Below are 23,535 nucleotides of genomic sequence, written 5' to 3'. Positions count from 1 at the left end.
GTGCGTACTGGGGTATTTCGTCGACTGCGGGCTGCGGTGGCGGTCGGGTTGCTGATCTGTGCGGCGGCCGGGTGCGGATCCGCGGAAGGCAGCGGACGCGGCGCGGAGTCGGTGGTGACGATCCGCGACGGGCAGGTGCGCGGGCAGGTGGCCGACGATCATCGGCTCTTCGCCGGAATCCCTTATGCCGCAGCACCTGTCGGTGAGCGGAGATGGCAACCGCCCGCTGCTCCCGCCGCCTGGAGCGGGCAGCGGGACGCGACCACACCGGGCCCGCAGTGCCCACAGACCGGCTCGCAGGATCAACCCGGCTGGTCGCAGAGCGAGGACTGTCTGAGTCTGAACGTGTGGACTCCGGCGGCGGCACGGGAGCGGTCGCGGTTGCCGGTGCTGGTGTGGATACATGGGGGCAGCTTCCTGACCGGCAGCGGCCGCGATTACACACCGATCGGATTGGTGAACGCCGGGAACATGGTGGTCGTCACGATCAACTACCGGCTCGGTGCGCTCGGTTTCCTGGCACATCCGGCGCTGGCGCACGACGGTGGGCAGGTCGGCAATTTCGGCCTGTTGGATCAGCAGGCCGCGTTGCGGTGGGTACGTGACAACATCGGCGCGTTCGGCGGTGACCCGGCAAAGGTCACCCTCGCCGGGGAGTCGGCGGGCGCGATGTCGGTGTGTGATCACCTGGCCTCACCCGCGTCGGTGGGGTTGTTCCGGGCGGCGGTGTTGCAGAGCGGTCCGTGTCAGGTGCAGGCCGATCGGGCGACCGCGATCGCAGCGAGCCAGGACTACGCCGCTCGGCTCGGGTGCGACGGCGAGCCCGCCGCGGTGGCCGCGTGCCTGCGCGCGGTGCCGGTGGCCCGGTTACTCGATGCGCCACTGGGTTTCGTGGGTCGAGGGGATGATCTGGTACCCGGGCCAGTCACGGGTGAGGCGCTGCTGCCGGCGAATCCGGTCGAGGCGATCCACGGCGGGCAGACCGCGAAGGTGCCGGTGTTGATCGGTTTCACCCACGACGAGGGGACATCGTTCACCGCCGACAGCTACCTGAAGAATCCGCAGACCTTCACCGCCGACAACTATCCGAACCTGTTGGCCGGGTTGGTCGGGCCCCGTGCCGGGGAGGTCGCGGCCCGCTACCCGCTGCGCGTTTACCCGCATCCGGTGCTGGCGCTTTCCGCCGTGGGCACCGACCGGGATTTCGTCTGCCCGATTCTCGATATGGCCGACGGGCTGGCCAAGGCCGCACCGGTGTACGCCTACGAGTTCGCCGACGCGCATGCGGCCGTCCCCCCGGAGTGGTCCGGGCTGCCGTTCCCTCTAGGTGCTGCGCACGCGCTGGAACTGCCCTACCTGTTCGACCGTGTGGAGGGCCTGCCCGCCCCGCCCACATCCGACCAGCGGGCCTTGTCTCAGCAGATGATTCGCTACTGGGCCGCGTTCGTGAACGCCACCGATCCCGCCGTCGGGGACCAGCCCGCGTGGCCGCGCTACACCGCGCAGCGCGCCCTCCAGTTCGCCCCCGGCGACACCAAGGTGACCACCGACGCGGCCAGCGAGCACCGGTGCCAGTTCTGGAACACGTTCAGGTGATCCGGGTGTGGCACGACGTTCTGCCTGCTGCCGCGACCGGGGTGTCGCGGCGCCCGGCACAAGCGCCGAGGCGCGCGCCCGCACGAGCCGAGTCGGCCCGTGTCGAGACGACAGGTCCGCGGCGAGGCAGGGCCGCCAGCCCCGCAGGGCGGCTCCCCTCCAGTCCGCCATTCGAGGAGGTCGGTGATGTCTTCCGCCCGTGATCGTGTCGTCATGGTCGTCCTCACGGTGGCCTGCGCGGTCACCTCGTCCAACATCTACATCAATCAGCCGCTGCTGACCGACATGGCGAAATCGTTCGGGGTCTCCGAGGGCGTGATGGGTGTGGTGCCCACCGCAACCCAGTTCGGTTACGCGCTGGGCATTCTGTTGCTGGTTCCCCTGGGCGACAGCCTCGATCGACGCACACTGATCATCGCGCTGAGCGTGGCCACCACCCTCGCCCTGACCGCAGCCGCCGCGACACCGAGTCTCCTCGCCTTCGCGGTCATCAGCTTCGGAATCGGTGTCCTCACCCCGATTCCGCAGATCGTCATCCCACTGGGCGTGGCCCTGTCCACCGGGCGGTCCACCGGCTCGGTGATCGGTGTGTTGCAGGGCGGCCTGCTGGTCGGGCTGCTCGCCTCGCGCGCCTATGCCGGAGCGCTGGCAGAGGTGGCCGGATGGCGCGCGGTGTACTGGTGTTCGGTCGCCCTGATGACTGTGCTGATCGTCTTACTGCTGGTGGCCGTTCCCCGACGCCTCGGCGGTACCGCTGCGATGCCCTATCACCGCCTGTTGGCCAGTCTGGCGGCGGTATTGCGGTCCGACCGTCTGGTGGGCCGGATCTGCACCTCCGGGGCACTGATCGGCATATCGTTCGGAGCCTTCTGGACAACACTGACCTTCCTGCTGCAGAACTCCTACGGTTACGGGCCAGCGGTGGCCGGGTTGTTCGGTCTGGTAGCCGCCGCCAGCGCCCTGGCCTCGCCGCGCGCCGGACGCCTGGCCGACCGCAAGGGCGGCCGATACGCACAGATCGCGCTCCTGGCCGTCTCGATCACGAGCTGGATCTTCCTTGCCTGCGGTGCGATTTCGCTGATCCCCCTCGTTTTGGGCGTGATCCTGCTCGATGTGGGCGTATGGGGTAACCAGGTCGTCAACCAGGCCATGTTGTTCACCCTGGCGCCCGAGTACCACAGCCGGCTCAACACCCTGTACTTCACGACCCGGTTCCTCGGCATCGCCTTCGGTTCCCTGGCAGCCTCCCAGCTGTGGGATGCCGGTGGATGGTATGCGCTCTGCGTTCTCGGAGTCGCCGCGCTCCTGCTCGCCGCGCCGGTGCTGGCCACCACACACGCTCCCGTCGCCGCGACCGACCGAGGCGAGGTGGCTGCGGCACGGGGATGAGCATCGAACCCGCCGGGTAACGACCTTCTTCCCGCATCTGGGCGGCCTGATCGTCTCGGTGGGACGGACCGGGTGTCCTGGGCTGGAGTGCCGCCTCACCATGCAGTTCATGTATGCCGGCGTCCGTTGACCCGAGACGTATGTCGACCGAGGGTGCCATGATTTGAGCGGATGTCACAGTTACTCCAGTCGAACGCTACTTGTAGCCGACGCCGAGAATGAATGGGATGGAGACATCCTCCGTGCCTTCGGAGGAAACGATAAGATGTGTACCGGTGATGCAGGCTTCCTTCTTGCAAAAGGACAGTTCCTTGGATTTCTGGGCGATGACATTCATCTCCAAGGCTGCAGGTTTCTCCAGAGAAACTTCCACCGGCCTGGACAACTTTGAGCAACTAAAGGTACTTCCCTGTTTCGTGCATTCGGAAGTTGCGGCCTTGCCGTCTTGCCATATGGTTATCGATATTTCGTCGAAGCCCCCGGCTCCGCCGCCGTAGAATTTCTTATCCCCGGAGGGGATCGTATATTTTACGGGACGCCTGTCGCGGTTGTACTCCGTCCACTTCGAATTCATTATGAGATTTGCGGTGGTAACGAATTTGTCATCTGTGAGGAGGATGTTGACTTTCTGACCCTTGAAGGGGTAGCTTGTCCATTTGAATTCTGCGCCCGATTGGAAGAGCTCCTCTGGAGTGCCGGGTGGTTGCTTGATCCAGTCGCGGGTTTTGGCCAGGAAGTAGTTGAACAAGAATTTCCCCAGGTTATATACGGCTACGCCTGCGGCGACGACCGCGCCGGCGGGCGGGAATATCAACGCTATCGCAGTCGCCGAGAGACTTACCACGGCTACGATGCCTTGCTCGACGTCCTCGGTGGAGATCGCTTCTGCCAGCGAGATCAGATCACCGACCGGGGGTGTCGCACTCGCTGCCAGATAGATTGCGGCCCTTGCGTAGTCCTCGGCGGTGTTCTCCGCAAGAGCACTCCCTGCCACGGTTGCACGCGACGCCCAAGTGGCGAAATCGTTGGCTTTGTCGGTCAACTTTCGGACCGTTGGGTTATTGCTTGCTCTGATGGCGCGCCTCAACAGTTCGGTGACCCTGGCGATGGACGCTGGAGCGGCCACGTCGTGCAGTTCGGTAGACGTCGCATTAGCTTGTGGATCCGATTGAATCGCCGCGATCAGGTCGGATTCCACCACCTTCATGTCTGTCGGAACCGCTCGAATCTGCTCATTCGACAACCTGCAAATGGACGGATCCAACTTACCTTTCTCGCAGCCGACCTCCGCAGCTCCCAGGAGTTCGTCGAATTGAGCATCGAGCGCTCCTGGAATCACATTTTCGACTGAAGATGTGTTGCTGTTCTCGGCGGCGATGGGAAAATGGGGTGATTTCTCGAACGGCTCTGCCGATACCACAGTCTGCCCGAGATGTGGAACGGTGAGCAAAACAACGGCTGAAATCACCAGTCGCCGCGCTACAGCCACGTACCTGCTCGACATAACGACCTCTTCCCGGGTATCGATGAGGGCACAAGGTGTAGAGCTTGCCAACAGGAGAGCTACCAGTGTGAGGTGAATCCTAAACCGATCCGGCACACGCAACGTCCTGGACACTCGCGTGCCTCGTTGTAGTTGCGATCGGCTCGCCTGTGTTGTGCGGCCGGAATCGCTGGTCAGCGTGTGTTTTTCGGCGCGTTCATGTACCGCTGATGGATTCGCCCGGGAATTGATTGTGCAGAATCAGCTCATCGCTGTGCAGGCACAGTCGAATACTGGGTGCGGCCGCGAGACCTTGCCTCGGCCTCGAGGAGACCGCGGGGTGCGAGCGGACGGTCACGAGTGAGCAGGAGGATCTGCACCAGATCGGTGAAGTCGGCCGTATTCGCAGACTCGGGTGTGACTTCGTTCGGCTGCGCCGCTCCCGCGGAGCTGCCGGAGGTCGCCGACGACCTCGCGCTTACGAGCCACCTGCTCGGACACCGACTCCCGTTACAACGGACCGTTCGAGCCTCAACTTGTGCGAACGGCTTCTTCGGTGCGGCCGCGAAGGACTCCGGTCCTATCGGACCATGCTCGGAGTCTTCCGGCGAAGTGAGGGAGGCTCGGAGAAGCGCCCATTGCGAGTTCCCGCTGTTCGCCCAGACCGGTCTCCCTGCATGGCCGGGAGCTCGGTCGGGGTCGCGGAGTTCGGTACCGCATGCGATGCGGGCTGCTGGGGTTGGCCGACCGGTGAGCTTGGCGGGGCGGACTCGTATCCGCCTCTGAAGACATCACCTGCCCGGAGAGTGCGAACCCGTCGCGGGAGCAGGCGACCGTGCGTACGGCGCCGAGCAGGTTGCTCATCGGTCGGCGGCGTCGCGGACTGCGACCATACCCCGCTTACTCGGGCGCTCCGGCTCTTTCCGAGGCGCCCAGCAGGGTTGGGTTCCCTTATCAGGGAACGAGTTGTGTTGCGGTGCCGTTTGCCGCGCCGTGTCGACCTGTACACCGCTGTGTCTGGTGGCCGTGCCTGCCGCGGTTGCGGTCGCCGGCACGGCCACTCGCGCTGAAGCGCAGACCCGATCAGCTGAGCTGAACCACCGCCACCTCTGTAATCATGAAGCCGCTGTGCCTTCTGTTCGCTGAGTTGTTCAGGATGAGCTCCGAGTAGCTCTGGACGATTGCCTCCCCGACGAGGGGGACCGCGGAAGTGGAGGAGGCGCTCACGTCGCATCGACCTTCTTCCGGTCCGGTGAAGGTTTCACTGAACGTGGCTGGGATGACGTCGCCTCCTGCTCGGACGAAGCCTCGGGACTGCCCCTCTACGTCCTGTTTCAGATCGCAGTACGTGGAATGCGTGACTGTCGCGGTGAGATTGCGCAGGGTCGGCATCGAAACAGTCAGGATCAGGTTGCAGTTCTTGTAGCTGTCAGTGAGGTTCACATCACGTCCGACATCGGCCCTGTACCTCTCGAAGGTGATGGTTGCCTTGGTGCCGGTGGCGTCGATGTCGGTGGTGGCGCTTCCAGCGCATCCGCTGCCCGCGTAGTCGATGGTTGTGATGCGCGCGTCGGTGGCGGCGTGCGCGGCCGGGGCAGTCAGCATGGTGAGCCCGAGAACGGTCGCTGCCGTGGTGACAGAGGCGGTGAGTGTGCGCCGCAGGGTGGTCCTCATGATGGTTTCCTTTCCTGTACACGCCGCCCATCCAGCAGGGACGTGTAAGGTTAGATACGTTCGTTCCAGGAATTTGCTACCGGTTCTCTGATAACGATTCGACCGTCAATGAACGGGTACTAGGAAATATTCGGTAATGCTCACATATCGAGCGCTCAATCGTTGGTATTCGCAGCGGGGATGCTGCCGACGTCGCGGTCTTTGGGACCCGTTCGAAGAACATTGTCCGGACCTGTTGCCACCCAACCCGTTCCATGATCACCGTCGTCGGCATATCCGGAACTCCGCCGACAACCGTTGAGCACCTCATGATTCGTTACAGGATGGGTCGAAGTTCGGCCGAAATCATCGGGGTTGGAACACATTTTCGTGATCGACTCTCCCCTGGTGGGTCGTCGTGCTCATAGCCACGTTTCCCCGTGCCAACACCTCGCAGTATTACGACATCCGCTGGAAAGCCTTGCTGCCCAGCAGATCCGATGCGGATATGAACCAGCGACCAGCGACCGAATAGCGGCAAAGTGGGACGTTCCAGTGCTGCGGGTTACCGTCACCGAAATGAGCCGGGTTATCTTCATGTATGGACCAGCTGATGCGGGCAAGTCGACTGTGGCTCAAAGGTTGGCTGTCCAAGAATTCGTCCGGTTGTCGATCGACGAGGAAGCAGGGGCCGGGGGGTGGAACGTATCCGCTACCCGAGAATGTCGCGGAGTCCGTCGAGGCGGACCTCCAGGAATGGCTGCTTGGTCTGATCGGGGTTGGCCGTAGCGTTGTTCTGAATATTCGTTCTGGTCGCGTAGCACGCGTGACCGGTATCGGGAACTTCTCGGGCCATTTTTGGTCATCCCGGAGTGATCTATCTGGCGACGTCGCGGAACGTCGTCCTGCAGCGCGTCCACGACCGATCCTTTTCGGAGCCCCATGCGATCTCGCTGACCGAAGAGTTGGCGGCAACCTACTTCGACCGGTTCGAGGTTTCGACGCCCGACGAAGGACCATTGACGGTCATCACCGAGGCGGTGGTGATGGATCGTCACGGCGAACGATAGACTGCCCAAGACGTCCTCTCGTCGGCAATGCCGGACGTTCTGCGGCGCAGCCGATCTCGCTACCCCGACCGCGCGGCCAGCGGCAGTACAGGATCTTCTCCCTCGCGACGCGCCCGTTTTCCTAGAGCTCGATGACGACCTTGCCCTTCACCCGCCGACTGGCCTGGAGCTCGACCGCGGTGCGGATCTGCTCGATGGGAAAGGTTGCGGCGATGGGGACTCGGAGCCGGCCGGTCGCAACCAAACCAGCGAGTTCTTCCAGCGCGCCGGGGGCGGCGTTGGCGCCGTTGGCCGGTGTGATCCCGTCGACCTGGGTGGCGATGGTGGTGATCCGGGTGTCAGGGACGCCGAGTGCCCTTGCGGCGTGCACTGTCTCGGTGCCGAAGAGATCGACCGCGGCGGTGATACCGCGGGGAGCGAGTGCGCGGACCCGGTCTTCCAAGCCGTCGCCGTAGGCGACCGGCTCGGCGCCGAGATCGCGCAGGTAGTCGGCCGATGCCGCCGATCCCGTTCCGATCACCCGCGCCCCTGCGATTCGGGCCAGCTGGACGGCGAACACCCCGACTCCACCTCCCGCGCCGCCGATCAGCACGGTGTCCTCCGGTCCGAGTCCGACCACGGCCAGGGCAGCCGATGCCGTGCGTCCTGCGATGGTGAGGGTGGCGGCGGTGCGGTCGTCGACGCCGTCGGGGGTGTGATGGGCTTCGTTCGCCGCGATACCCGCGGCCGGGTCGATCACCACGAAGTCGGCGACCGCGCGCGACAGAGCGCCGCCGAACACCCGGTCTCCGGGTGCGAAGCCGGTCACTCCGTGACCGACCCGGTCGACCACTCCCGCATAGTCGGTCCCGAATCCGACCGGCAGGGTCAAGCCGAACCGGCTGGCGGTGTCCGCATCAGCAGTCATGAACCAGTCCATCGGGTTCAGCCCGGCCGCGGTGACCCGGACACGCACCTGTCCCGGTCCGACCTCTGGAACAGGAACCTCCCGGACCTTCAGGACTTCTGGGCCGCCGAACACATCGAGTCGGACTGCCCGGCTTGCGGTGCCACTGCGCGTCTGCATGCTCGCTTGCCTCCTTGGGTAGAGGGAACGCATCGAAACGGACTATGCTCCGCTTTATGGGCGACTGTAACACAACCGGAGCGTGATCCGTTTTGACTGAGGCGGAGATCCCGGCGCGGCGAGCCGATGCTGCCCGTAATCGCGATCAGTTGCTCGCGGTGGCGACCCGCGTGTTCGCAGCGGCTGACTCCGAGCCGTCGCTGCGTGCCATCGCCCGCGAAGCCGGAGTCGGCATCGGCACCCTCTACCGGCACTTCCCCACCAGGCAGTCGCTGGTCGACGCGGTCTACCGCAGCCAGGTCGCGCGACTGACGACCGGTGCCCGCGATCTGCTCGACCAACTGCCTCCAGCCGAGGCGATGCGGCGCTGGATGGATCTTTTCGGCGACTGGATCGCGACCAAGAACGGCATGCTCGACACACTGCTGGCGATGATCGAGACAGGCGAGATTGCCCACGACCAGACGCGAACCGAGCTGCTGGCGGCCATCACCACAATCCTCGACGCCGGCCACGCGGTGGGCGAGCTCCGCCGAGACGTCACCGCCGAAGACATCGCCGCGAGTCTCATCGGCATCTTCACGGTGGCTCCCAAACCCCAGCGCGAAGCACTCGCCACCCGCCTGTTGAACCTCCTGATGGATGGCCTGCGGCCTCCAACCCGCCGGTAACGCCTCACGAAGAGAGATCGGGCCGCTGCCCGCGCACCCGGCGTGTCCAAGCCATTGCCGGTAGGGCATAGCCCACCACCGCGAGCAGATAGAGGACCAGAGCCGCGGTGGGCACAACCAGCCCTAACGCCGCAATCGCGGCGAGCGCCACGAATGCGACAACTGCCTGACGGGTCTCGGTCCGGGCGACCTCCGCCGAACAACCAGGCCGCAACAGCGTCGAGTCCCGACGCACCGCGACCCATATGACGATCCACGCACCCGCCTGCACCGCGGCGGTAAGGAAATAGAACGCGGTCGCAACACCGGCATTGCGACCACCATCCTCGAGATGATGCGCCAACACGGTGGTGGGAAAAGGCAGAAAGGCCACGCAGAGCAGCACCAGCAAATTACCGGCCTGCAGCAGACCATTCACCTGCCGAACGTGGGCGAAGAAGGCGTGGTGGGACAACCAGATCACGCCGATGGTGGCGAACGATCCCAAGTACGCCAGATAGCTCGGCCACAGCCCCAGCAACTGCTTCAGCAGATCACCCTCGCTCTCTGGCAACCGGATATCGATGACCAGCAGGGTGATGGCGATCGCCATGACACCATCGCTGAACGCCTCCACCCGAGAAGCGCTCGGCCGCCCAACGGGGAATTCCTCGGTCGCCGCGTCGGTCATGGTCAGGACTTTACGAGAACTGCTCCGTTCTGCGAGTTCAGCCGCGCCGAAGGTCGACGCACTACAGCGAGCGGATCGGCGATGCTTCAGAGACCCGCGACGCTTCAGTCCATCAGATCGGGTCTCCGTCCCGCAACGCTCCCGGACCGCCGCGCCAGCCATCGTGGTTGGAAAGGAGCGTGCCCGAGCTTCGTCGCGGGCCGCGACCTGGATGCACGGATGACCGCAGTCGAATCCGACGACCTACCAGCGTTGCGTTCCTTCATCTGCGGTCTACGCCGTGACTACGACGCCGTCCGCGCCGGTTTCAGCCTGCGTGCCAGAGCCAGAATCTCACCGGACTCGACAGCGGATGGATCGTGGTCCGGATACCCGGTGCACCGTCTTCCAGGTAGTTGCCGTAGAGGCCGTCGCCTTACGCTTCTGATTCTGCTTAACAGCCTGTAGCTCGAGCTGAAATATCTCTGCTTCGAGTTGCTGAATTGCAAAAATCAGACCTATCGTCCTCGGTGTCCGTCTTCGAATGGCCCGCCGAGGCGCGATATTGTTCATGAGAATGCGGCATGGTCGGCAGGGGATATGGACGATGCTGGAATCCTTTCTCGCGAAACCGGGTCCTGACCAAGAAACATTTCTGACGGTCCGGAGTCGTCAGGGCGGTACGACTGGATGAGGAGAGTAGATGTTGCACCACGGCGATGTGGCCGCTGAGACGAGGCTCGCGTTCGCGGTCGATGGGGTTTCGAAGCTGTTCTTCGGCAGCGGCAGACCGTTGTGGGCGTTGCGGGAGATGGCGTTGAACGTGGAGGAGGGCTCCTTCACCACCGTCGTCGGTCCATCCGGCTGTGGGAAGTCGACGTTGCTGCGAATTTTCGGTGATCTGGAGAAGCCGAGTTCGGGGACGGTGGTCCGACCCCGCGACGAGGATGGCCGACCTGCCACTGCGTTCGTGTTCCAGACATCCGGGGTGCTGCCCTGGCTCACCGTATTCGAAAACGTATTGTTTGGATTGTCGAGGTGGTATCGCCGGACTGAATGTGCAGAAAGGGCGAGGGACTGGATCGCGCGTACGGCGCTGTCCGGCTTCGAGGGCGCCTATCCATATCAATTGTCGGGCGGGATGCGGCAGCGTGTGGGAATCGCGCGTGCATTCGCTACCGGGTCTGCGTGCTTGTTGATGGATGAGCCATTGGGGGCACTGGACGCACAGACTCGTCTGTTGATGCAGGAGGAGCTGCTGACGTTGTGCGAGACGGAACGTAAAACAGTCGTGCTGGTCACCCATGCGCTGGAGGAGGCTTTGCTGCTCGGCGACCGCGTGGTCCTGATGACGGCGCGACCAGGGCGGGTGCGCGCGGAAATCGAAGTGCCGTTCGGGCGGCCCCGCCACCCGGACGTGCAGCACACGAAGGAGTTCGCCGAGCTTCGAGGGTATCTGTGGGACCTCCTGCGTCGCGAGGTTGAAGCAAGGCCGATCGCGTCATGAGCCGGACAGCGGAACACGACCCTCGAGCGCAGCGCATCATGCTCGCGGAGGTACGCCGTCGGCGCCGACTTCGCCGCCGCGAGATCGCGTTGGCAATCCTGACTCCGACGCTGGCACTCACGGCTTGGCAGTGCGCTGCCCAGACCGGTGTCATCGATGCCCTGGTCTTTCCGCCGCCCAGTCGAATCCTGGCTCGGGCGACCGGCATGATCGCCTCCGGCGAGCTGCTGGGTGATCTGTCCGCTACCGTGCTCCGGTTGCTCGGCGGCTATGTCCCCGCTGCCGTGGCCGGCACCGCGGTCGGGTTGGGCATGGGCGCCTGGCGTCTGCTGGGTGCCGCGCTCGCGCCGTTGTTCACCGCGCTGTACGCCTTGCCCAAGATCGCTGTATTGCCGTTGCTCCTGCTGATATTCGGTTTGGGGAGCACTCCGAAAATCCTCGCGGTGGCGATCACGGTCTTCTTCGTCACCCAGATCAACGCCCAGGCAGCCATGCGCGAGGTCGACACCGGCGCGCTGGAGTTGGCCACGGCATACCGAGTACGAGGGGGGCAGCGTTTTCGGTTGGTCGTCGGGCCCGCATGCCTGCCCCAGATCTGCACGGGGCTTCGGGTCGCCGTCGGGCTCGGCGTGGTGGTCGCGATCGCTGTCGAGTTCGTTGCCTCCGACGAAGGAGTCGGCTTCTTGATCTGGAACAGCTGGCAGTTGTTTCAGCCGGAGCGAATGTATGTGGGGTTGCTGACCGCAGCGCTTCTGGGCGCGGCACTGACCGGCGTCGTCTCGGTGGGTGGGTGGCTGGCGATGCCGTGGCGGCGCGCGTCCGCCGCCAAATCTGTGCAGGCGAATCCGTACGAGAGCAAGGAGCCATCTTCGTGAGAACACATCCCCGTCGTGCCCTCGGCATCGTTGCGTTGATCGTCGGCGCAGCCCTGATTTTCACAGGGTGCGCGGGTCGAAGCCTGACTTCGGGAACCACCAAGGTCACTGTTGCGGTCGTACCGTCGACCTTGTTCGCGCCTCTGTACGTGGCGCGGGCGAAAGGGTATTTCGATGCCGAGGGCATCACCGTTCACCTGCAGAAAGTGAAGGCTGGACAGGACGCGGTCGGGCCGGCCGCGAGCGGCAAGGTGGACGTCGTCGCGGCCGGGTTCTCGGCTGGCATGTTCAGCGCGATCGCAAGCGGCCTCGACCTGAAGATTGTCGGCTCTATGGGTCTGGCCCCCGGTGATGCGAAGGCTTCCCCGAGCGCGCTGGAGGTGGCGAGGAAGTTGGATGGCGTGGTAACCACGCCCGCCGATCTTCGTGGCCGGAAGGTAGCGATCGCAGGCGGCCCAGGGGCAGCGGGTGGCTTCCAGGTTGCGACGGTGTTGCAGCCTGCGGGACTATCGTTGGCCGACGTCCAGGTCGTGAACCTGGGTATCCCGGACATGCAGGCCGCGCTGGCCAACGGCAGCGTCGATGCCGCACTGGTCGCCGCCCCGTTCACGACGCGGATGGAGAAGGAGGGCGTGGCCAGACCGCTGGCGGTCCCGCCGGAGGGCTCGTCGGCCACCGGTGTGATCTACAGTGGCGTTTTCGCCCGCGGGCCGGCAGCACAACGCTTCTTCGACGCGTTGGTCCGGGCCAGCAGTGACCTTCAGGACGGTCGGGCGAAGTCCGAAGAGGTTCTGACGATCCTCGCCGAGGCGACGGGACAGGACATTGCCGTCCTTCGAGACACTCCCTCCTATATCTGGCTGCCCGATCTCGCTCCGCTACCCGACCAACTCGATAGACAGCAGCAGGTTTATCGGGCGACAGGACTGATCCAGGATGCGTCGGCGCTGAACACGGAGTCCTTCGTGGACTTCACGTTCGCTCGGGCGGCGGTACGAAGATGATGCTCACACTCATGCTTCGAATCAACTTGCCCCCAATTTCCTAGGGGCGCGGCACCAAATATTAGGGCTCGGCAACGCGAAAAGGTTGTTGTTCGCATCCCGGAGCTGGGTCGGATTCCTCCCTGTCGTGGAGCTTGTGCTCGAGATGCGGATCGTCAGCGCTGAGAGAAGGGCCGGGTCGCATCAAGCGCTACTGCAATACCTGCGGCTCAGGCCGTGCCAGAGCGCCGGTGTCGCGGGAGTGTCCAGTTGGCGGCCCAGACGGTGTGGACCTGAATGCATTTCCACCGCTGGCCCTGGTTCACATTCGTGCCGCGAAGAGTCGTGGGTGTGGCGGTCGGAATCGAAGCAGGGCGAGGACCTCGCTACTTGACGGCGGTGTCCGGCACCGGACCGGCTCATCACCTCACCCGGGTCGCGTCGACGTCGAGCAGAAAAGGACGCAGCATGAGCACCGACACCTCCCGGCCGGACGCCATGGAAGCATCGGAATCGTCTGCAGGAGAACAAATACTACGGCCCGACAGCCGGGTGGAGCTGGCAGGCGGCGTGGTTCTCGACGACGCTGCTCTGGCCAACGATGATTTGCGCCCGGTCCCGATCGCGCGGCGGCGCTGGACGACCTACAACTTCATGGCGCTGTGGGTGGGCATGGCTCATAACGTCGCGTCCTGGACGTTGGCCTCCGGGTTGATCGCCGTTGGAATGAACTGGGTGCAGGCGGTCGGGACCATCGCCGCGGCCAACGTCGTCGTGTTGGTGCCGATGCTGCTCACCGGGCATGTCGGCACCAAGTACGGGATTCCGTTTCCCGTATTCGTGCGGGCGAGTTTCGGGGTGCGCGGGGCCAATCTGCCCGCATTGGTGCGCGCGTCGGTAGCGTGCGCGTGGTTCGGCATCCAGTCCTGGATCGGCGGCGAGGCGATCTTCGTGCTGACCGGAAGGCTGTTCGGCGAGAGTTGGTCGCACGCTGATCTTTTCGGTGGGTACCCGTGGACGCAATGGGTATCCTTCGCGCTGTTCTGGGTGCTTCAGGTGGCCATCGTCATGCGTGGAATGGAGGCGCTGCGACGGTTCGAGAATTGGGCGGCGCCGTTGGTGATCGTCGGCGCGGTGGCATTGCTGATATGGATCGCGGTGAAGGCGGGCGGGGTCGGTCCGCTGGTGAGCGAACCCTCGAAACTTGGTTGGGGCCATGACTTTTGGGTGGTCTTCTTCCCATCGCTGATGGGTGTGATCGGGTCCTGGTCCACGCTGTCGTTGAACATGCCCGACTTCACCCGGTTCGGCGTCAGTCAACGAGCCCAGATGCGCGGCCAGGCGCTGGGACTACCCACCACGATGACCCTGTTCGCGTTTCTGGCGGTGTTGGTGACCTCTGGCACCCAGTCCGTCTACGGCGCACCGATATGGGACCCGGTCCAGGTGGCCGCGAAGGTGGACTCAGTCATCGGCACGCTGTTCGCCCTGATGATCGTGTTGATCGCGACGCTGTCGGTGAACATCCCCGCCAATATCGTCAGCTCGGCCTACGACTTCGCCAATCTGGCGCCGAGGGTCGTCGGATTCCGCACCGGGGCCCTGATCACCTGTGTGGTCGGTGTGGTGATCATGCCGTGGAAGCTCATCGCCGACCCCCATACCTACATCTACATCTGGCTCAACACTGTCGGTGGGCTGCTGGGGGCGGTCGCGGGAGTCCTGATCGCCGACTACTGGCTCGTCCGCCGCACCCAGCTCGTGGTCGCCGACCTGTACCGCCGCTTCGGCCGTTACTGGTATGCGGGCGGCTGGAACTGGCGAGCAGCACTGGCCCTCGTGGTCGGCGCCCTCCTTGCCATCGGTGGCTCCTACTCGACTATCGGCGACGGCGTGGCACCGGGTCCGTTCCCGCCGGATGGACTCATACCTGCCCTGCGGCCTCTCGCCGACTACGGCTGGGCCGTCGGCCTCGGTTCGGCCATGTTGACCTACCCTCTCCTTATCCGACTGGATAAACGGCATCGGATCTGGCTGCGATGGCCAACCAAGGGCCGATTGCGCAGGCCCTGCTCCGGAGTCGATCCGGTTGACCGAGACGGTAACTCGGCCGAATCAGGAATCTGATCCGAGCCGGCATCGGCCCGAACTCGATGTCCCACGACCTTTGCTACCGCGCTGGCAACCCGCAGCGCAGGAACCACCGCGCCGGCCGCGCCACCCTCAGCCCGTCGATCCGCATCGAGCCGATACGGTCGTTACTGCGCCCGAGACCCTGTTCGAACATATGAGGTCCGGGGCCGGAAGTTGTCGGCGGGAGGCGTGTAGCTCTCGACGCTGAAGGTGTGGAGAGCCTTGTGATTCGCGTACCTGGGTCCGGGGATATCGCCATGATCGGTCTGTAACTGCACAGCAATCGACTGCGCGCGCGTAATCCTAGCGACTTGACAGGTGCGGCGAGTGGGCTACGACGTGGGGTGAGGGTGGAAGAGCCTGCGCGGATTGCTATTTCGGCTGGCTCAACGGGATCTATCCCTGCGGACTCCGGGGCAGGAGGAGGATCGGCGACACCGCACCAGTATTGCCATCCATTTGCTACCGTTTGAGTGTGGACATCACTGGAGCTGAACTGCAGGCTGCGAGAAGGCGATACGAGTCCGCGCTCCGCGAGTACGCCACTGCCGGGCAGGCTCGCCTCGAGCTGTTCGCTGCCGCTGTCGCGGCAGGATGGAATTCGCTCGAAGCCGCCACGGAACTGGGAATCGTTGGCCTGTTCACCCCGGAGTCAACCGCGGAGGCGTCCAAGGGATCTGGGTGATCCGCCGCACTCCGATAGACGCCACCGCGGTGGCGGGAGCTCACTTCGGGCGCCGGCCCTGGAATGAGCAGGGGGACCGTGATATCGAAATTGCTGAGCGCGATGATCTGTGTGGAGGAATTTCCGCGCCAGCCGTGTCGGGCGCGGAGGCCAGGCATGCGCCGCCTGGATATTTCGACCGCTCTGGCATGGCACTACATGGCCCGACCCCCATCGGATCGGAGCCACTGTCAGTGCTCCGCGATTGCGCGGGCGGTGAATCAAGAGCCACATCGATTCGCACGACCCGGCTCGCGGGATTCTGTGGTGAAGATGATGAACCCATGACACGCCCTTGATAATTATGTAATCACAATGGACGAACAGTGCGCCCCGACCTCCGACAATCGAGAACGAAACGTAACTTAGCAGCTAACCTGCGGATCCCGCTGCGGCCAACCATTTGTTGAGATTCTCATCACAAGCTGCCATCTGGAACTATTTCGGATACGCGGCGGGTGTCGGCGGTGCGTGCCGTAGGAACTATGGCGGCCCGAGGGCCGTGTAAGGTCAAATCTCGTTGCTACGAGAGCTGCTGGCCGAAAAACTTTTTCCGAGACGGTGTCGCTAGCGGGCCTCGAGTAATAGGAGCGCCGGTCTCGCACCGCGGGTGAGCTGGCCGGACCGGGCGGGTAGTGATGATGTAGGGCATCTTGACGATGGCAAGGTATTCCTTAAGTGCGCGCGGTTCGAGGTTTCGTGGCCGCCCGGACCGCGATATGGTGCACTCACCTCGCTCCGAGGCTTCTGGCCACTCCGACATGTGTGCTCTTACTTCGTGTCCAACGTTCCACCGAGGACGTTGATGCTGGAGAGTCGAGGTTTGCTGCCGGCCGGCTGACCCCGTGTATGCCCGCAGTACTGGTTTGCCCGCAGGCCCAGACCGGCCGAGCGCTTCGTCCTGTGTTCCCACCCCTCTGACCGGGATCCAAACGCCATCGCTTTTCTGGATGGTTGCCCCATCTGCGCTTTTGTATGCAAAGTGGCGATGCCGGCTGTTCTCGTATCCCTCGGGGCGGGTTGAGCGACTATGTGGACTGTTCGGCAAGACGCTGAAGTGGGGGAAATTGAAATGGATATTACCTATACCGAAACGTAGTGATGTACGTCACCGACATGATGAGAAGAAAATATTGACACTGTCTCGCGCTATGCATACGATCAGCACATCTTGAGCAAACATCCGCGGGCTGCAATATGATTTGCGAGTGCGCATGAAGAAATAGGAAACTGCCGGTGCTCGATTTCGCGTCACTCACATCGAATCCGATAACGCTCAGACAGATTGAATACTTTGTGTGGTCGGTACGGCTTGGCTCCAAGGCCCTTGCTGCAAAGAAGTTCGGCGTCACGCCGTCGGCTATGTCGCAACAGATATGCGCACTCGAAGCGGTGCTGGACCGAAAGCTGTACGACCGCGCGTCCGGCCGATCGTCTCTGACCAGGTTCGGGAACGTATTCTTTGAGCACGCGGCCGGGGTCATGGACTCGTTTTACGAGACACTGTCGGTATGTCGGACATTCAGCGACGATGTGGTCACTGTCGGCGCCACGACTACTTTGGCGACGAAGCTGATCCCGCCGATAATCTATCGGATGCAGCGCGAGCGGCAGGTCATGCGCATTTCAGTGGAATCCTACACCGATACCCGGTCGCTCTGCGCTGCGCTCGACCGCGGCATCGTCGATCTCGCTGTCGGGCCCCTGGAGACATTTCGCGACGGCAGAAATGCGAGAACCATCGGTGAAGAGGAGCTTGTCATTGCCTGCCATCGCAGCCGAGCGGCGGGCTTGGAGGCGACATGGCCAGCGCTTGCCCTACAGCCGTGGGTGGGGTATCGCACCCATTCCGACATCGACAAGATAATAAGAAGAGAGTCCGAGCGCGCCGGGGTGGATGTGCGGTACGTGGCCACCGCTGGGGACGTTCCTACCGCGCTGAGTCTCGTTGCGCATGGAATCGGGGTCACTCTGGTGCCGAAGATGGCGCTGAAGGGTGCGTGGCCGATGCTCTCAGCTGTACACCTGGAGAAGCCTATCCGGCGGACGATATCGGTACAAGCTCGAGATGAATCGCCAGTTGTGGACAGGTTTCTCGAGATCGCTGGAAATGGAAATCTCGGCCGTAAGCTCGTGGCGATTGGCCTGTTGGAGGGTTCGGAAGCGTATCCATGAAGGAGTCGGGACGTCAGCTGATACTACTGTCAGCACAACGCACGGGAGGTGGTGAAGATGGCCGGGGATTGGTTCGCGGTGCAGCGAATACGTGACGGGATCTACCTGATTGCCGAACCGATGCACGTCAATAGCTATCTGATCGTGGGTTCCCGCCGTGCGGTCCTGTTCGATAGCGGCCTGGGAGTGGACAGCATCCGGCGATGTGTAGAGACGATCACTGATCGCCCTGTACTAGTTGTCAACAGTCATCATCATTTCGATCATGTCGGAGGTAACCACGAGTTCGAGGAGGTGGCCTTTCATTTTGCTGGCTCGGAGCTCCATCGTACTGGTCCGCCAGAGCATTGGTTGTCTCAATATCTCATAGCGGTAGACGCCGTTCAGGAACAGTACCGCGCCTTTGCGGAAATAGACAGGATTTGGTTCAACGTCCTCGGTCCAGAGATGCGAATGCGACCGTTTCCGGAGCATTTTGATCCGATGCACTGGGAAATTGCGTACGTGGAGCCGACCCGGCTTCTTCAGGACGGTGAAGAAATCGACCTCGGTGACCGTTGTCTGCGAGTCGTCTATACGCCAGGACACTCGGCGGACTCGATCTGTCTTCTGGACGAGCGGAATCGGGTCTTGTTCTCAGGCGATACTATCGGCACGGGATCCATGTATGCCCATCTGGCAACGGCGCATATCGAAACGTATGCGCTCACCACCGCGATGCTTACGACCGATATCGCGCCCTATATAGACGATATTCTATGCGCTCACGGAGCGCGATATCGAGCTTACCCGGAAGTGCTGAGGCGTGTTGCCGACGCCTTCGAAAAATTGGTGACGGGCTCGGTAGTCCTCGAGGATCGTGTCGACTGCTTCCTGGATCCGGTGAAGGCCGCCGACTTCGGAGAATTCAGCGTCTTCCTGCCGCCCTCGGCGGGCTCCTGCAAATGTACTGTTCTTTGAAAATCTCCACCGAGTGCGATCAGTGGTCGATGGATGCTGCCGAGATGTGGTGAAGAGCGACATGAAGGACAGTGGGCAGATATTTCGATCCTGGTGGGGCGACCGGTTGCACTATTGCTGGCCGGTCCATGCCGCCGGTGACCATTCTTTCCGGTGGCGACTGAAAGTCTCGATCGGCGCGGTAGGAATCGTGGTGGTGTCGCTCACCGGGATCACCCTGATAGTGGTCGCAGGGCGAGAAGCCCCGGCAGGCGCTGCTCGAGTCTGCCTCTTGGCTGTTCCTTCCGCGCTTTGGACGTTGCGCTGGTGGTTACTGCCATGGCCGGGGGAGTTCGAATCCCTGTTATGGGTTGCTCTCCTGGACGTCGCTGTCGGAATCCACAATGTGATCGCCCCGGACCCCGTGCTGGGTGCGACGGGAAATGCGCTCCTGGTAGCTACGGGAGCATACCTAGCGATTTTCCACGGCCCGCGGGCGCTACTGGTGCATGCCGGATGGTCCCTGCTATCGATTTCCGCCCTGCCAACGCTGGCGGTTCTCGGGTACTCCCGGTCTGGAGACATCGGCGTGACTCTCGTGATGGAATCGGTGTCCCCTCTCGTCGTGGCGTGCTGTGTATTGCCTGTGGTGCAGTTCTGCTGCTGGCTGTTTCGCCGGGACGCACACACTGATCCGCTCACCGGCCTGGCGAATAGACGCGGTCTGGAGTGTCACCTGCTTCGACACGCGAGCAGCGTTCAGGGCTGGCCTCGATGGTTGACGCCCTGCGGTCGGCAACACCGGAGGTTTTATTTCGCCGCGGTGGACATAGACGGATTCAAGATCGTCAACGACCACTACGGTCATTCCGTGGGCGATGAACTGCTGATTCGAACCGCCCGGCAACTCCGAGCCGCGGCCGATCCGGATGCGTTGGTAGCGCGCACCGGCGGCGACGAATTCGTGGTTGTGGGCCACCTTCGCGACGGTATGGATGCGGTGGCGGAACGACTACGCGGTGCCATAACGGCCGTGACGAACGTGCCTGTCGCAGTGACGGCCAGTATCGGAGTCGCGCTGTGTGACACCGGCCCGGCCCCTGGTGAGGGCGGCGTCGTGTGCTGCCGTCGCCGATTGCGCTTGTCCGACGAAGCGATGTACGTGGCAAAACGTCTCGGTGGCAACAGGGTGGTTGTCGCGAAGAGTACCCCCGGTGAGGATCCCTCGGTCCTGGCCTCCTGATCCCATACGTCCTACGGGCGTCCGTTGTTGCCGTTGGCGACTGTCGTTGGTGCGCAAGGGTTATGAGCGGTTGCCGATTCCATCGCCCACTCGATCGCTCGGGCCCCGTCGTACAGCCCGATCTCGTCGAGGGCAGCTGCGGTAGCGCGAAGGATTCGCTCGTCGAGCTCTGCCATGCGACTGCCGTGGCGGTCGCGTTCCTCGAGTTCTCGGGCACTGGTGGCTTCCCGGAGATGGGAGACCGTCTGGGCCAAATCATCGCGCTCTGCGACAAGCGGATACAGGCGGCGTAGTGCTGCCACGATCCGCGCGTCCGTCACGATATCCACCACAGGGCACCCTTTCTCCCGGATACTTCGTCAGAGCTCACCATATGTTCTACCGCCGACAAGTTTGAAAACCGTTGTCGGCACCGGCGCTGTCGCCTACCGATCGAACCGATGTGGGTTGCGGGTCCGTCGATGGACGAAGATCACTGATCAGAGTGCACACCGGTCAGGTCGAGATGGCGACGCAGGAAGCGGATCTCGTCGGCAACCACAGTCTCGAAGGTCGGTGGGAGGTAGACGTCGAAATGGCCCGCGGAGTATTCGCGCACTTCGATGTTCGCGCCACCCTTGCGTGCATACCGGAGTGTTCGCTGCGCCGGTGCGACGCTGTCTTCGGTGCAAACCGCGAGAAAGACCGGACAGCGCAGGGTTTCCAAGGCTCGGCCAGGCCGGTAGAACGGCAGGGACAACCCGATCCGGGCGGCGACGTAATTGGGATGCTGAACGGATGCCGGGATCATGGCCGAGTAGCCCGGTACCACGTCCGCGGCGTTCATCAAAGCCGTGTGGTTGGGAAGGGCGGTCAGAGGGACTTTCACAGGAGATCGCCCGAGCGCCGCGGCGGCAAGGTCGGCGAGCGCTCGTGCGGTTACCGCAGTCATAGCTCGCGGACCGATGGTTGGAGTCGAGGCAGGGCCATCAGTGAAGGGGCACTGGGACACCACCGCGGCGATATGGCCGTCATGCAGGGCAGCTCGCAGCACATGTCCGCCACTGAAGGAGGTTCCGAACAACGCGACCCGGCTGGCGTCGACACCCTCGATCTTTCGCGCGTAGGCGATAGCGGCTTGCCAATCGTCGAGCTGGCGTCGGATGCTCAGAAGCTGCCGTGGCGTCCCGTCGCTGGCCCCGAAATGACGGTAGTCGAACACGAGGACTGTGATCCCGGCGTCGGCGAACCGTTCGGCAAACGCATCCAGCCGCATCTCTTTCACCGCGCCCAATCCGTGGGCCATGACCAGAACCGGTGACGGCGTCGTTGCCGCGGCGGGCCGGTACACCCAGCCGGCGATACCGGTGCCCTGCGAATCGAAGCTGACGTCGCAGCGACGCTGTACACGTGTCATGAATTCCCTCTGAAGATGGGACAGTGTGTCACACATACTATGTATGCCGGATCGTAGCTGCAAGCGCTAGCGGGAATCCGATTTGCCACTCGAACTTCGGGCTGGGCACGTCCGCGGGAGACGCATCGCGTTGTGGGGGAGCGCTCGGCCGAGCTGCGGAGTTCGACGAAGTGGCGCTGGGGTGCGGAGTGCCGGATGGATCCGGCAGATCCAGGCTGATGGTTCGGCCGTCGAGTGCCCAGCGCAGATATGTTGATTTGCGTTCACGAGAGGTCGCTGTCGCGTGGTGGGTGGTGACGGCGACGTGATAGCCACGGGCTGATATCGCTACCGGTGCTCGGGCTGGCCAGTTCCCTACTGCCGCTAGCGAATATCTACTCATGTGGCGCTGATCACGCTCTCCATTTTGGCCGAGTCCGGTTCCCGCGTTTGACCTGGGCACATCGGATTTCGCGGGCGATGTTATCGGCTATTCACGATACTCCGAAGGCCGCGTGTTGGTAGCTGAAATGTTGCTGTCGGGTGCCGTCAGTTGGTAGCTTCACCGCACTTCGTTCGACAGATAGGTGAAGATTCGTGAATGCAGTAACCACATCCAAGCTCGCTTTCGCTCTCGCCGCAGCGGTTGTGCCGCCCGCTGTCGGGCTGCTGGGACCGGCCGCCGTTGCGGCCGCGGCTCCGGCTGCCGCAGTCGGCTCGGTGAATCCCGCGCCGGGTACCGAGCGCGAATACGCTGAGCTCCAAGAAGTTACGGCACATACCAATGGGCCGTTGCGGGCGTCGGCGGCTGATGCCGGACCGGCGTCGGGGACGCCCATTGCGGGTCTGCCCGATTATCCTGCCCACGTGTTTCCCAGTGCCGAGGCCGGTGCGCTCATCGGCGGTCTTACCGGTGGCGCCGTAGGTGGCGTCGCCGGAACGGCTTTCGGTATGGGTGTCGGCTGCGTGGCGGGGTTGCCATTCCTGATTGTGGGCTGCCCGGTCGGGGCGATCCTGGGCGGCACGATCGGATTCGCTGTGGGCACGAGCGTCGGCGCGGTGACGGGCGTGGTACTCGGTACGTCCGACGGGATCGCGCGTCAGCTCCCGCCCCCTCCGACCGCTCCCGCCAAGTCGTCGACGGCCGAATAACTCTGACAGAGCGCCTCGCCTCTCGATCGAGACCGGGAGGCGGGGCGCTTGTCTTGCTGTGTAACGCGGTGATCGAGGGATGACCGACGTTTGGTGAGCGGCATAGCTCAGTATTCGGAAAACGGGGGATTGTAACGCGTCGAGCGACCGGTATTGCGGCTCATCGCCCGAGGACGCTCGGTCCTTGCGTGGTGGGAAAGGTTGGGGAGGAAGTTCGTGTGGTAGAAGGAGAGTCGCGATTCGCGGATTTTCTCGAAGCGTTGTTCGTCGAGTGGGAGCGTATACATGGGGAGCCGTTGAGGAACGCTGCCGTTGCGAAAGCGCTGGCGGCCGTCGGCTATCCCCTCACCGTGCCGTACCTCAGCCAGCTACGTTCTGGCGTGCGGAGCCCGTCGGCCCGAACGGTCACGGCATTGGCCACCGTGTTCGGCGTGAATGCGGACTACTTCTATACGGGGATCCGACCTTCGCTCATGCGCCCTGCCCCCGATCACTCGTCCGAGGATCACTGGATCGCCGCGAGATTGCACAATCGGGTGCTCCGCCGCCTGCTTCTCGCCGCGGACGGCCTGTCCGAGGTCGCACTCGCCCGCCTGATCGGAACAGCCGAGCTGTTGCGGACGGTCGAGGACGCGTTCCCGGACGCCCAGTATCAGGAGTCTCTGCTGCCGACGTGGCCGGGACCGTGATCGCCGCGATGACCGTGGTGGCCCTGATGAAGCACTATGGCCCTTCCTGTTCGGCGGCGGCGGAAACCAACAGTCCTCGGTTGTGTAATGTGTTGCTGTAGAGGGAGGTTCGCGAATCTTCTCGGTGCCGATCGCGGCCGTGAGGCGCTGTCCGGGCCGCCGT

At 63.4% G+C, this 23,535-nt stretch carries 19 protein-coding genes; 13 read left to right on the top strand and 6 right to left on the bottom strand.

Going from position 1 to position 23,535, the window contains the following annotated elements; genetic code table 11:
- Together NDR87_RS33835 and NDR87_RS33830 are read left to right on the top strand one after the other, a co-directional pair.
- A complete protein-coding gene (locus NDR87_RS33835; RefSeq protein WP_251917990.1) occupies window positions 1-1,596 on the top strand; it encodes a carboxylesterase/lipase family protein in 1,596 nt (531 codons plus the stop codon).
- Between the two features lie 186 nt (window positions 1,597-1,782).
- A complete protein-coding gene (locus NDR87_RS33830; RefSeq protein ID WP_251917989.1) occupies window positions 1,783-2,985 on the top strand; it encodes an MFS transporter in 1,203 nt (400 codons plus the stop codon).
- Window positions 2,986-3,181: 196 nt separating this feature from the next.
- Here the strand turns inward: NDR87_RS33830 and NDR87_RS33825 are convergent, their stop codons facing one another.
- A complete protein-coding gene (locus tag NDR87_RS33825) occupies window positions 3,182-4,603 on the bottom strand; it encodes a hypothetical protein (RefSeq protein WP_251917988.1) in 1,422 nt (473 codons plus the stop codon).
- Window positions 4,604-5,551: 948 nt separating this feature from the next.
- Window positions 5,552-6,142 carry a DUF4360 domain-containing protein gene (locus NDR87_RS33820; protein WP_251917987.1) on the bottom strand — a complete coding sequence of 197 codons (591 nt, stop codon included), beginning with the start codon at window positions 6,140-6,142 and terminating at the stop codon, window positions 5,552-5,554.
- Window positions 6,143-6,993: 851 nt separating this feature from the next.
- On the opposite strand from NDR87_RS33820, the gene NDR87_RS33815 reads away from it, so the two are divergent.
- Entirely contained in the window at window positions 6,994-7,191 is a 198-nt protein-coding gene (locus NDR87_RS33815) for a hypothetical protein (RefSeq protein WP_251917986.1), read from the top strand.
- A gap of 121 nt (window positions 7,192-7,312) precedes the next feature.
- Here the strand turns inward: NDR87_RS33815 and NDR87_RS33810 are convergent, their stop codons facing one another.
- Window positions 7,313-8,257, bottom strand: a complete 945-nt coding sequence (locus NDR87_RS33810) for an NADP-dependent oxidoreductase (RefSeq protein ID WP_251917985.1) — start codon at window positions 8,255-8,257, stop codon at window positions 7,313-7,315.
- 92 nt (window positions 8,258-8,349) lie between these two features.
- Here NDR87_RS33810 and NDR87_RS33805 point away from each other — a divergent pair, with 92 nt between their 5' ends.
- On the top strand, window positions 8,350-8,928 hold the full coding sequence (locus NDR87_RS33805) for a TetR/AcrR family transcriptional regulator (protein ID WP_251917984.1): 579 nt from the start codon (window positions 8,350-8,352) through the stop codon (window positions 8,926-8,928).
- Between the two features lie 4 nt (window positions 8,929-8,932).
- On the opposite strand, the gene NDR87_RS33800 is transcribed toward NDR87_RS33805, so the two are convergent.
- On the bottom strand, window positions 8,933-9,598 hold the full coding sequence (locus NDR87_RS33800) for a TMEM175 family protein (protein ID WP_251917983.1): 666 nt from the start codon (window positions 9,596-9,598) through the stop codon (window positions 8,933-8,935).
- 682 nt (window positions 9,599-10,280) lie between these two features.
- Here NDR87_RS33800 and NDR87_RS33795 point away from each other — a divergent pair.
- The 7 genes from NDR87_RS33795 (at window position 10,281) to NDR87_RS33765 (ending at window position 20,156) form a co-directional block, all read left to right on the top strand.
- Window positions 10,281-11,084 (top strand): ABC transporter ATP-binding protein, encoded by an 804-nt coding sequence (locus NDR87_RS33795; RefSeq protein WP_251917982.1) that lies wholly within the window; start codon window positions 10,281-10,283, stop codon window positions 11,082-11,084.
- Window positions 11,081-11,959: an ABC transporter permease gene (locus NDR87_RS33790; RefSeq protein ID WP_251917981.1), complete on the top strand. Its 879-nt coding sequence runs from the start codon at window positions 11,081-11,083 to the stop codon at window positions 11,957-11,959. Before NDR87_RS33795 ends, NDR87_RS33790 begins: the two co-directional genes overlap by 4 nt.
- Window positions 11,956-12,963: an ABC transporter substrate-binding protein gene (locus NDR87_RS33785; RefSeq protein WP_251917980.1), complete on the top strand. Its 1,008-nt coding sequence runs from the start codon at window positions 11,956-11,958 to the stop codon at window positions 12,961-12,963. Before NDR87_RS33790 ends, NDR87_RS33785 begins: the two co-directional genes overlap by 4 nt.
- Window positions 12,964-13,293: 330 nt before the next feature.
- Window positions 13,294-15,069, top strand: a complete 1,776-nt coding sequence (locus NDR87_RS33780) for an NCS1 family nucleobase:cation symporter-1 (protein ID WP_251917979.1) — start codon at window positions 13,294-13,296, stop codon at window positions 15,067-15,069.
- Window positions 15,070-17,035: 1,966 nt separating this feature from the next.
- The gene (locus NDR87_RS33775) at window positions 17,036-17,974 is read left to right on the top strand and encodes a LysR family transcriptional regulator (protein ID WP_251917978.1); all 939 of its coding nucleotides are present in this window, start codon (window positions 17,036-17,038) and stop codon (window positions 17,972-17,974) included.
- 57 nt (window positions 17,975-18,031) lie between these two features.
- Window positions 18,032-18,934 (top strand): MBL fold metallo-hydrolase, encoded by a 903-nt coding sequence (locus NDR87_RS33770; RefSeq protein WP_251917977.1) that lies wholly within the window; start codon window positions 18,032-18,034, stop codon window positions 18,932-18,934.
- Window positions 18,935-18,980: 46 nt separating this feature from the next.
- On the top strand, window positions 18,981-20,156 hold the full coding sequence (locus NDR87_RS33765; RefSeq protein ID WP_251917976.1) for a GGDEF domain-containing protein: 1,176 nt from the start codon (window positions 18,981-18,983) through the stop codon (window positions 20,154-20,156).
- An 11-nt stretch (window positions 20,157-20,167) separates the two neighbouring features.
- Here the strand turns inward: NDR87_RS33765 and NDR87_RS33760 are convergent, their stop codons facing one another.
- Both NDR87_RS33760 and NDR87_RS33755 read right to left on the bottom strand, forming a co-directional pair.
- Complete coding sequence (locus NDR87_RS33760) at window positions 20,168-20,485, bottom strand: hypothetical protein (RefSeq protein WP_251917975.1); 318 nt, start codon at window positions 20,483-20,485, stop codon at window positions 20,168-20,170.
- A gap of 143 nt (window positions 20,486-20,628) precedes the next feature.
- Complete coding sequence (locus NDR87_RS33755; RefSeq protein ID WP_251917974.1) at window positions 20,629-21,552, bottom strand: alpha/beta hydrolase; 924 nt, start codon at window positions 21,550-21,552, stop codon at window positions 20,629-20,631.
- Window positions 21,553-22,398: 846 nt separating this feature from the next.
- On the opposite strand from NDR87_RS33755, the gene NDR87_RS33750 reads away from it, so the two are divergent.
- Complete coding sequence (locus tag NDR87_RS33750; RefSeq protein WP_251917973.1) at window positions 22,399-22,683, top strand: hypothetical protein; 285 nt, start codon at window positions 22,399-22,401, stop codon at window positions 22,681-22,683.
- Between the two features lie 218 nt (window positions 22,684-22,901).
- Window positions 22,902-23,372, top strand: coding sequence for a helix-turn-helix transcriptional regulator (locus tag NDR87_RS33745; protein WP_251941289.1), 471 nt, complete (start codon window positions 22,902-22,904; stop codon window positions 23,370-23,372).
- Window positions 23,373-23,535: the final 163 nt, after the last annotated feature.

It is taken from the genome of Nocardia sp. CDC159 (genome assembly GCF_023740735.1).
Taxonomy (GTDB): Bacteria; Actinomycetota; Actinomycetes; order Mycobacteriales; family Mycobacteriaceae; genus Nocardia; species Nocardia pulmonis.
Note: the sequence above shows the minus strand (reverse complement) of the source record. Positions and strands in the feature narration are given on the sequence as shown.